Genomic DNA, 10271 nt, shown 5'->3' on the forward strand with positions numbered 1-10271 from the left:
CGCCTCCTCCACCAGGTGGTTGCGCGGGATGTACACGGGATTGGCGGTCGCCATCATCTCGACCGAGGGATCCAGTGCACGCCACCTCGCCAGCCACCCGTCGGCAAGCTCCCCCACCAGCTCGCGTACCGGCGAGGTGTCGCCCGCCGCCGCGGGGATGAGCGCGCGGAAGAACGACGTGAAGTCGGCCCGGGACGCGGTCAGCAGCCGCGAGAGTTCCTCCAGCAGCGGCTCGATCGCATCCGACCCGGCCGCCCCGTCGCCCGACCCGGGTTCGCCCGACCCCTCCGGATCGCCCGACCCCTCCGGATCGCCCGGCCCGGCCGGTCGGCCCAGCGCAGCGGGAAGTCCCAGCTTGGTGCGCATCCCCTCGGTCCAGGCCTCCTGGTAGCGGGTGGGAAACGTCCCCAACGAGGCGGTCAGCGTCTCGACGGCCGCGTTCTCGTCGTCGTCGACCAACGGGATCAGGGTCTCGGCGAACCTCGCCAGGTTCCACTGCAGGATGGGCGGCTGGTTGCCGTAGGCGTAACGGCCCTGGGTGTCTATCGAGCTGAACACCGTGGCGGGGTCGAACTGCTCCATGAACGCACACGGACCGTAGTCGATGGTCTCGCCGGAGATCGTGGTGTTGTCCGTGTTCATCACCCCGTGGATGAACCCCAGCAGCATCCACTGCGCCACCAGGGAGGCCTGGGCGTCGAGGACGGCCGTGAACAGCGCGAGGTACGGGTTCTCCGCGTCGGCCGCCTGCGGGTAGTGGCGCGCGATGGCGTGATCGGCGAGCCTGCGTACCAACTCGACGTCCCCGGTGGAGCGGGCGAACTGAAAGGTGCCCACCCGCAGGTGGCTGGCCGCGACACGGGCGAGCACGGCGCCCGGCAACGGCTGCTCGCGGTGGACGGCCACTCCGGTTCCGACCACCGCCAGCGCCCGGGTGGTGGGCACCCCCAGCGCGTGCATGGCCTCGCTGATCAGGTACTCGCGGAGCATCGGCCCGACTGCCGCCAGTCCGTCGCCACCACGGGCGAACGGAGTACGGCCGGAGCCCTTGAGGTGGAGGTCGCGCCCGTCCGGGAGCTCCCCCATCAGCAGGGCCCTCCCGTCGCCCAGTCGCGGGGAGTAGCCGCCGAACTGGTGTCCCGCGTACGCCTGCGCGACCGGGGTGGAGCCGGCGGGGACGTGGGTGCCGGTCAGCAGGCGGAGGCCCTCACCTTCCCGGAGGTAGGCCGGGTCGATCCCCAGCTCGTCGGCCAGCGGCTCGTTGAGGGCGAGCAAGCGCGGCGTCGGCGCCTCGGCCGCCTTCCATTGCACCCCGAGATCGGGGAAATCGCGGGCGAAGGCATCGGTGAGCCGTACGCCGGACCGCTCCTGGGAAGTCATACCGTCAACGGTACGTCTCCGTGGCGGGGTGGTCCGGCCGCCCGCTCCGGCCCTCCGTGACGGCACCGAGACGCCCGAGATCCTCGCGCAATGCCGCGATGTCCGCCGACAGCCGGCTGACCTGAGCTTGCGTGGCCGCCTGGTTGGCCTCGTCCACCTCGCTGACCCGGTCCACGATCCAGGAGGCGAGAGTGGCCGTGACGACACCCAATAGGGCGATCCCCGCAAGCATCAGACCCGCCGCGATCACCCGGCCCGTAGGGGTCACCGGTGCGACATCGCCGTACCCGACGGTGGTGACCGTGACCACCGACCACCACAGCGCCTCCCCGTAGGTCTCGATCGATGAGCCCGGAGCCCCGCGCTCGGCGTCCAACATCGCCAGAGCGGACACGACGAGCAGGACCGACGTCGACCCCGCGGCGTACGCGATCACCTGGCCGCGCACGGCCGTCCCCGCCGAGCGGTGCATGACGCTCAGCAGCATCACCAGGCGGAGAAGGCGCAGTGGCCGGAGCATCGGCAGCGCGATCACCACCACCTCGTACCAATGCGTGAACAGCCACCGACCCCGCTGCTTCGCCAACACCAGGCGCACCACGAAGTCCACCGCGAAGAGCACCCAGGTCCCCACGATCACGACCTCGGCGACAATGCCCCCCCGCGCCGACCGGGTTCACCAGGACCGAGACCGCGTAGGCGACCAGGAAGGCCAGGGCTGCCCCGATCAACGGCCATTCCGTCAGTTCCGCCCACCGTTTTTCCGTCACCGTTCGATGATGACCGATCCGCGGCGCCCACGGCGGACGAAGTGACGGCACGGTTACCGATCAGCCGATCAGGTTCTCTCCGGCGAGAACAGGGCGTACATTCCCGACAATCGGGGACTCGACCCGTCGATCGGCAGATGTAGAGCGACGAGTCGACGTCCACGCCATGCGTCACCGACCGGAACGAGGTTGCACCATGACGGCCAATGCGGTGGGCTTCGCGCTACTCATACTCGGGTTGGCGCTGCTGATCGGGAAGATCATCCGCGTCAAGGTGGGGATAGTCCAGTCACTGTTTCTGCCCAGCTCGATCGTCGCCGGGGCCCTGCTGCTCCTGTTGGGACCCGAGGTGCTGGGCCGGTTCGGGGGGCCGTGGGGAGAGAACGGCCTGTTCACCGAGCCGATGGTCGAGGTGTGGTCTTCGTTGCCGGGGCTCCTCATCAGCGTCATCTTCGCCACCATGTTCCTCGGACAGAAGCTGCCGACCGCGAAGCGGGCCGTGAAGCTGGTGGGCCCCCAGCTCTCGCTCGGCGTGTCCCTCGCCTCCGGGCAGTACGTCGTGGGTCTGCTCCTCGCGGCCCTCATCCTGGTGCCGACCCTGGCGGCCGCGCCGATGACCGGCGCGCTCATCGAGATCGGGTTCGAGGGCGGCCACGGCACCGCCGCCGGCATGCGCCCGGTCTTCGACGAGCTGGGCTTCGGCGAGGGCGCCGACCTCGCCGTCGGACTGGCCACCGTGGGCATCGTGGGCGGGATCGTGATCGGCATCGCGTTGATCAACTGGGCCGTGCGCACCGGGAAGACGGAGATCATCACCGGGAGCGCCAAGATGTCCATCGAGGAGCAGAAGGGCCTCTTCCGCGAGGACGAGTACTACTCCGCCGGCAAGATGACCTCCCGCCCGTCCTCCGTCGAGCCGCTCTCGCTGCACATCGCGATCGTCACGGTGGCGATCCTCGTGGGGCTCGCGATCCTGGAGGGTCTCCGCTGGATCGAGCAGGCGACCTACGCGTCGGTCATGCTCGACGAGAACACCCCGTTGGAGATCTTCGCCTACGTCCCCCTCTTCCCCATCGCCCTCCTCGGCGGCGTGATCGTGCAGTACGTCGCCACGAAGGCCGGGTTCGCCCACGTGATCGACGCCCAGATCATGCTGCGGATCCAGGGCTGGGCGCTCGACTTCCTCATCGTCGCCGCCATCGCCACACTGTCCCTGCAGGCCATCGGCGAGAACATCGGCGTCTTCGTCATCCTCGCGGTCGCGGGGATCGTGTTCAACGTCGCCGTCTTCCTCCTGCTGGCCCCGCGGATCATCGGTCGCTACTGGTTCGAGCGCGGCATCGGGGACTTCGGACAGTCCATGGGCGTCACCGCGACGGGCCTCATCCTGATGCGCGTGGTCGACCCGCAGGCCGAGAGCCCCGCCTTCGAGGCGTTCGGCTACAAGCAGCTGGTCTTCGAGCCGTTCTTCGGCGGTGGACTCATCACGGCCATGGCCGTGCCGATCATCTTCCTCACCGGAGTGTGGCCGCTGTTCTTCGTGATGCTGGCGGTCTTCCTCGTGGCCGTGCTTTCCGGAATGTTCTACTTCCGGCCCAGGGAGATGAGGGACCGGGCGGAGTGGGAGAAGGAGAAGTCCGGCGCCGAGGAACCCGCGCGCGAATAGGCCCTCGACTCGTCAGCCCCGTGGCCGCAACCCGGCCATCGCCCTCACGTCGGACCCTAGGATTAAGGAAACCCCACTTCCGGACCGACCCCAGGAGGACCCATGCGGAAGAAGTCGTGGAGCGAGCTGTCCGATGGTCAGAAGGCCACGATCCTGACACTGATGTCCGTGCAGGTGTCGCTGGCGGTCACGGCGTGGACCGATCTGGCGTTCCGGCCCGCCGAACAGGTGCGTGGAAGCAAGGCCAGGTGGGCTGCCATCATCGCGGTCAACTTCATCGGACCCGCCCTCTACTTCGTGCGGGGGCGGCGGAGATGACCACCCGGGGACGGGCGGGGCTCGCCGCCGGTGTCCTCCTCGTCGTCGTCCTGACCCTCGGCGCGTGCGCCGCGGGACCCAACGTCGACGTCTCCCCGGAGGGCCTCGGTTTCTGGTGGGGGCTCTGGCACGGGCTCATCCTCCCGGTGACCTTCATCATCTCCCTGTTCACCGACACCGTGACCATCTACGAGGTGGGCAACAACGGCAACTGGTACAACTTCGGATTCGTCCTAGGAATCGCGTTGTTCTCCGGCCCCGCGATGGCGGGCTCCCGCCGCGGTTGACTCCCGGCACCTCTGGGGGAACCATCGCGCCCGCGCGACCGGATCCGGCCCGGCACCCGAACCGCGGTCGACGGTGCGGCCGCGGTCGCGCATGATCTCGTCCAGTCGCCCTTCGTCCAGGCCGGACCATTCGACGTAGTCGTCCCACTCGCGCCCGGTCATGACACGGAGAGACCGGAGAGCAGGACGAGCCGCGTCCCCACCGGGTCCACCACCCGGGGCGGTCTGGCTCCGTTCTCGTCGACGATCACGCTCGGCGGGGTACCGATCACTTTCTCTCCTAGGGTCGCGGCGACTGCGATCTCGTGAACGCTAGTTCACCTAGGCCGCGATATGGCCGCCGCGCACGCCAATTCACCTGGGTGAAATGGCACGTGAATCGCCAGCTCGAAGCCGATTGCAAAGGCTTCTCCACGCCCCGACCCCGCCCGGAATCGGAGTTGAACGAGCAACCTGCTTCTCGCGGATGGCCGCGGTCGGGCGCTCAGAGCAGACCGAGCCTCCGGGCCTCCTCGACCGCTGCGCCCCGGGACCGGGCGCCGAGCTTGCGGTACACGGACCGGAGTTGCGACTTGACCGTGTTCACGCTGACGAAGTGCCGGTCGGCGATCGCGGAGATGGACTCACCGGTCTCGAGACTTCGGAGGATCGCGTGCTCGCGCTCGGTGACCTCGGTCGCCGTATGCGGCGACGAGGGGGCGTCGGAGCCGGTCCGGTGGGCGGACACCGGGAGTTCAGGGCCCAACCTCGCCAGCTTCGCGATCGTCTCGCGGGGCAGCGTGGTGAACGGGCGGACCAGTCCGGTGAGCGCGGACGTGGTGACGGCGCGCTCCAGGTACCGCACCGCCTCCTCCCGCGCGGAGAGTCCGAGCGACGCGGTGGCGCCGACCAGGGACAGCTCGACGGAGTCCCGCTGGGTCACGCGGAGATCCCCGTGATGGCGCCTGACGATCTCCAACGCCCCCTCGTGATCGCCCTCGTACACCCTGATGCGGGCCCGGGCCGGCGCGGTGAGCGGATGGGACGAGGCACCGACCAGCTCGGTGGCCGCGTCCGACCCACCCAGCGCCAGGTGGAGGTCCGCACGGACCGCGTCGAGTAGTGGCCCCACCACCGCGCCATGTCCACACAACCCCGGGAACCGCGCCATATGGTGTTCGACGTACCTGAGCCCGTCGGCGGCGGTGCCGGTGCTCAGGGCGATCTGGCCGTACACGTAGAGCGCGAGACCCCACAGCTCCTCGCGGTCCGCCGGGGCTCCCAGGTCGGTGATCAGACCGATGGCAGACTCGGTATCCAGGCGGTCGAGTCGGGACAGCGCCGCCCCGATCATCCCGGCGGGCCGGACCACGAGCTCCGAGTCGCGCGGCAGTTGCGGGTGCTGCCGTTCTGCATCCCACCAGGTACCGGCGTCCGCCGGGTGCCCCAGGAGGGCGTGCGTCAAGGTGAGCTTGCCGGCCGCGTCCCGCTCGATGAAGGTGCCGGTTCCGAGCCGGTGGGCCCGGCGGAACATCCGTGTGGCGTCGTCGAACCGACCGACCAGGAGCAGGGTCAGGCCCAGGTGGAGGAAGACGAACGCGGGGCCGTCCCGTTCCGCCCGGGTCGACGTTTCGACATCGGGGACCGGTATCCGGCTGAGTCGGCTGTGCTCCGATGCGGCCGCCTCGAAGCGGCCGTCCATGCGCAGCGAGAGCATCCGCATCAGCCGCGCGGCATCGTCGGACTCGTCCAACTGGTCGGAGGACGTCGCGATGTCGGGTGCCGGCGCCGGACTGTCCTTCGGTGCGGAGAACTGACCGTGCATCCTCCGCAACGTGCCGAACAGTGGTTCGCTCTCCAGTACGTCGGCGGGTATGCGCCTGAGATCCCCGTCCATCTGCAGGAAGTTCGTCGTGTAGAGGGTCTTCCAGTGCTCGCGCAGGATCTCGCGTACGCGGTCCCAGTGCTCGGCGTCGATCGCGAGGACGAACGCGGCGTGCGGGTCGCCGTGCCGGAGCCAGTGGTTCGCCAGCGCGAGCCGGGTCTCGCGGAGATCGTCCGGGATCTCGGTCGCCGCCAGGCGGAGGATCGATGCCCTGACCGGATCCGGGTAGGCCCAGGTGGGCTCGGATTCCTCGGTATCCCGGACGACGAGGCCGAGCTGTTCCACCGCGGAGAGCCGGTCGGCCATCGCGCCCGGCCTCACGGCCGGCCCCTCGGCGACCCCGTCGATCGCGACCGTGGCAGCCGCCGGCGTCAGCGGCGTGGCCACCGCTGTCCGGAAGATCTCCTCGCGGCGGCCGGCCAGCGCGGGATCACCGGCCAGGACCCGGAGGAGGACGCGGTCGATCCCGGCGCGGATCCGGTCGATCGGGTCCCCTCGGGTCGAGGCGTTGCCCGACAGCGCGGTCAGGGCGGCTTCCACGAGACCGGCGAGCCGTCCGGTCTCGGCGGCGAGCGACCCCAGCGGGATCCGGTTCAGAGTGCGGACGCCCGCGAACTCGAGCGCGGCGGCGAGCTCGGTATCCGTGAGCATGAGGTCCGCCGGGGTCACGAGCACCCTGTCCGCGGGCATTCCGGGCGATCGGTGCCACTGGATCGCGGTGCGCGTGGTGGCGAGGACACGGATTCCGTCCGGTGGCGCCTGCAGGAGGAGATCGCGGACGTGCCCCTCCGGATCACCGGAGAGGTGGAGGTCGTCGAGAATCACGGTGAGGGGGCCGGGCCAGCATCGGACCAGGTCCCTCACCTCCTGGTAGGGATCACCCGACGGCTCGACGGGACCACCGGCCGACCCGGCCTCCGGGACCGCGCGGCCGACGGGGCCCTGCGCCGATCGGAGTGAGGTCACGACCGACTGCCAGTAGCGATCCCCGGTGAGGTCCGGGGCGGGGTCGATGATCCCGACCGTGGATCCACCGGATGAGGAGCCGTCGGACAGCCACTGCGCAAGCAGGGTGGTCTTGCCCGAGAACCGGGGGCCGTGGACCACCACCAGGCGGTCAGGTCCCGAGAGCATGTCCATCACTCGTGCACGCGGGGGGACCCCCGAGGCCGGGTGACGCGGGGAGAATGCGGCGAAGCCGGGGCCGGGGTCGGGTTTGGGCTTGGAGCCGCGAAGGGCCTCGCTCGACATCAGCCCCCCACTCCTGTTCTCGCAACCGGCATTACACGGCGGTCGAAGACGACCCTCGCCTGTCCGGCGGGGTTCGTCAAGGCATTCCGTGGGGCTCGGATGATGCGGTGGTGCTCCCTGCGGACGATCGCCCCGACATGGACAGGGTTCCCCGGAAGGCCGACCCCGTCCACGAGGACGGCCCGGGCCACCGGACGAGATCGCCGAGGGCACCTGGTGGGCCGTCGGCGGCCTGCTCGTGGGCGCGCTGGTCGCGGGACTCGCCGGCGGCGCCGGAGCACGCACCGCCCGGGCGTCGCGCGCCGAGCACACCGTGACGAGGCGCCGGTCACGAAGCTGAGCATTCCCTTACCTACGCCCCCGGCCGAGCGCATACTTGACCCGTCCACCACCGGCGTCGCCTCTCCGACCCCGGCGGTTCCAGCACGCGCGCCGCCCACGGGAGCACCATGAGCACCGATCAGATCACCGAGAAGACCGACGACCCCGGCGAGCCGTCCCCGCTCGCCACCGTGACCGGTGCGGTCGCACGCGCCGCCCGCCGACTCCCGGTCACCGCGATCGTGCTGGCGGCACTGCTCGTGACCGGGGTGGTGTTCGAGACGCTGTGGCGTTCCGCCCCTGACGCCCCGTGGTTCGAGGGCGTGGCCTACGGCGTCCCCGCGCTCGAGGGCGGCCGCTGGTGGACCGTGTTCGCCGGCCCGTGGTTCGGGATGACCCCTCTCCAGCACGTGTCGCTCCTCGTGCTGGTGGCGGTGGGGATCGGGGTGGGCGAGTGGCGACTGGGGTCGGCGCGGACGGCCCTGGTCGCGATCGGTGGCCAGCTGATCGGCGTGCTGGGGGCGTTCGGCGTCCTCGTCCCCGGTGACGCGGTGGGCTGGGAGTGGGCCACCGAGCTGTCCGTGGTGCTCGACGTGGGGTGCTCGACCGCGGTGATCGCCGTGCTGGCCGCCACCACGGCCACGCTGGTGTCACCGTGGCGACTGCGCGCACGGGCCCTGCTCTACGGCTATGTGATCGTGTCGTTCCTGTTCCTCGGGCGCCTGTCCGACCTCACGCACCTCATCGCCTTCGCGGTGTTCCTGCTTGTGGGCGAGCGGTTCTTCTCCCGCACCGAGCGGGGACTGCGGCCCCGCACGCGGCGCGAGACCAGGCTTGTCGTCTCGGCCGGGATGTGGTTCCTCGCCGCGGTGCACGTGGTGGTCTACTTCGTCCCCGCGGAGGGCCCCCTCGGCCCGACCGAGGCCGACGACGTGAACCTGGCCGGCATGCTCCTGTCCGTCCTGGTCGCCGCGGTGACCGCCGAGCTGCTCCGCCGCGGCTACCGGGTGGCGTGGCTCGTCGCCCTCGTGTACGCGCTCCTCACGGCGGTGGCGACCCTCGTCGTCACCGTCCTGGTCGTGACCGCGGATTTCGAGAGCCTCGGTGCCGTCACCGCGGGCACGGGCCTGCTGTGGACGGGCGAGGCCGTCCTGCTCATCGCCGGCCGGGGCGCGTTCGGGGTCCGGATCCGGCGACGGGTCACCGGCTCCTCGGTCCACTCGGACGAGGTGATCGACCGCGTCCGCGCGCTCATCCGCAGGCATGGCGGCAGCACCATGTCGTGGATGATCACGTGGCAGCCGATGAACTACTTCTTCGGGCCCGGAGCACAGGCCGGTGGGGGCCCCGACGGGGAACCGGACGCCGTCGACACGGGCGCACCGGCCGCCGGCGTGGTGGGCTACCGCCTGCACGTCGGCACCGTCATCGCGCTGGCGGATCCGGTGGCCGCACCCGCCGACCGCGCCCGGCTGCTGACCGAGTTCGTGGACTTCGCCGAGGCGCAGGCCGCGGTGCCGTGCCTGTTCTCGGTGTCGGCCGAGACCGCCGACACCATGCGCGCGCACGGCTGGCGGGCGCTGCAGATCGCCGAGGACACCATCATGGACCTGCCCGATCTGGCGTTCGGCGGGAAGAAGTGGCAGAAGATCCGCAGCGCCATGAACAAGGCGGAGAAGAACGGCACGAGTTTCGTCTCGGGCCTGCTGCGGGAGCAGCCGTCCGCGATCCTGGGGCAGGTCCGCCAGATCTCCGAGCAGTGGGTCGGGGACAAGGAACTGCCCGAGATGGGCTTCACCCTCGGCACGGTCGAGGAGGCTCTCGACGACGACGTCCGCATCGCCCTGGCCGTGGACTCGGGCGGGGTGGTCCAGGCCGCGCTCTCCTGGCTACCCGTCTACCGCGGCGGCGCCGAGGGCGGCGTGCGGGGCTGGACACTGGACGTGATGCGCAAGCGCAACGGGCCCGGCGCGAACAACATGATCGAGTTCCTCATCGCCCGGTCCGCGCTCGAGTTCAAGGACGAGGGGGCCGATTTCGTCTCGTTGTCCGGTGCCCCGTTGGCGCGGAGTGGCGACGACGACGAGGTGGCCACCCTCGACAGGGGTCTGGACCTGCTCGGTCAGGCGCTCGAGCCGTACTACGGGTTCCGTTCGCTCCACCAGTTCAAAGCCAAGTTCAACCCGCGGATCGAGCCCGTGTACCTGTGCTTCCGCGACGAGGCCGACCTGCCGCGGATCGGGGTGGCGATCGGCCGGGCGTACCTGCCGGGTGCGACGACCCGCCAGCTCGCCGCGCTGGCCCGGTCGGGGAAGTCGGAGACCATCGACGCCTGAGGCCTCCGCCCCCGAGCTGCGGCATCCGCTCCCGAGCTGCGGCATCCGCTCCCGCGCCTGCCCGGCCAGAACGCCGCC

General features: G+C 70.5%; 7 protein-coding genes. 4 read left to right on the forward strand and 3 right to left on the reverse strand.

All coding sequences use genetic code 11. From position 1 onward, the window contains the following. Together G6017_RS14085 and G6017_RS14090 are read right to left on the reverse strand one after the other, a co-directional pair. The coding region (locus tag G6017_RS14085; RefSeq protein ID WP_182617920.1) for a protein adenylyltransferase SelO at nucleotides 1-1380 on the reverse strand (1380 nt) is incomplete at its 3' end. 4 nt (nucleotides 1381-1384) lie between these two features. Continuing rightward, complete coding sequence (locus G6017_RS14090; RefSeq protein WP_347238016.1) at nucleotides 1385-2014, reverse strand: potassium channel family protein; 630 nt, start codon at nucleotides 2012-2014, stop codon at nucleotides 1385-1387. 332 nt (nucleotides 2015-2346) lie between these two features. Between G6017_RS14090 and G6017_RS14095 the strand changes: the two genes are divergently transcribed. The 3 genes from G6017_RS14095 to G6017_RS14105 all read left to right on the forward strand — a co-directional run bounded on the left by G6017_RS14095 (nucleotide 2347) and on the right by G6017_RS14105 (nucleotide 4421). Then, nucleotides 2347-3816 carry a sodium/glutamate symporter gene (locus G6017_RS14095; protein WP_182617922.1) on the forward strand — a complete coding sequence of 490 codons (1470 nt, stop codon included), beginning with the start codon at nucleotides 2347-2349 and terminating at the stop codon, nucleotides 3814-3816. Between the two features lie 102 nt (nucleotides 3817-3918). After that, nucleotides 3919-4134, forward strand: coding sequence for a PLDc N-terminal domain-containing protein (locus tag G6017_RS14100; RefSeq protein ID WP_179523808.1), 216 nt, complete (start codon nucleotides 3919-3921; stop codon nucleotides 4132-4134). After that, the gene (locus G6017_RS14105) at nucleotides 4131-4421 is read left to right on the forward strand and encodes a hypothetical protein (protein WP_182617924.1); all 291 of its coding nucleotides are present in this window, start codon (nucleotides 4131-4133) and stop codon (nucleotides 4419-4421) included. Before G6017_RS14100 ends, G6017_RS14105 begins: the two co-directional genes overlap by 4 nt. A 484-nt stretch (nucleotides 4422-4905) precedes the next feature. Here G6017_RS14105 and G6017_RS14110 read toward each other — a convergent pair whose 3' ends face one another. Further along, a complete protein-coding gene (locus tag G6017_RS14110) occupies nucleotides 4906-7536 on the reverse strand; it encodes a LuxR C-terminal-related transcriptional regulator (RefSeq protein WP_182617926.1) in 2631 nt (876 codons plus the stop codon). 449 nt (nucleotides 7537-7985) lie between these two features. Between G6017_RS14110 and G6017_RS14115 the strand changes: the two genes are divergently transcribed. Then, nucleotides 7986-10193 carry an MprF family protein gene (locus G6017_RS14115; RefSeq protein WP_182617928.1) on the forward strand — a complete coding sequence of 736 codons (2208 nt, stop codon included), beginning with the start codon at nucleotides 7986-7988 and terminating at the stop codon, nucleotides 10191-10193. Nucleotides 10194-10271 lie beyond the last annotated feature (78 nt).

It is taken from the genome of Dietzia sp. B44, from assembly GCF_014145245.1.
In the GTDB taxonomy this organism is placed as follows: domain Bacteria; phylum Actinomycetota; class Actinomycetes; order Mycobacteriales; family Mycobacteriaceae; genus Dietzia; species Dietzia natronolimnaea.

Coding starts and splice junctions, on each gene's coding strand:
- G6017_RS14095 (WP_182617922.1), top strand. CDS start 2,347: ATGACGGCCAATGCGGTGGGCTTCGCGCTACTCATACTCGGGTTGGCG.
- G6017_RS14110 (WP_182617926.1), bottom strand. CDS start 7,536: ATGTCGAGCGAGGCCCTTCGCGGCTCCAAGCCCAAACCCGACCCCGGC.
- G6017_RS14115 (WP_182617928.1), top strand. CDS start 7,986: ATGAGCACCGATCAGATCACCGAGAAGACCGACGACCCCGGCGAGCCG.
- G6017_RS14105 (WP_182617924.1), top strand. CDS start 4,131: ATGACCACCCGGGGACGGGCGGGGCTCGCCGCCGGTGTCCTCCTCGTC.
- G6017_RS14100 (WP_179523808.1), top strand. CDS start 3,919: ATGCGGAAGAAGTCGTGGAGCGAGCTGTCCGATGGTCAGAAGGCCACG.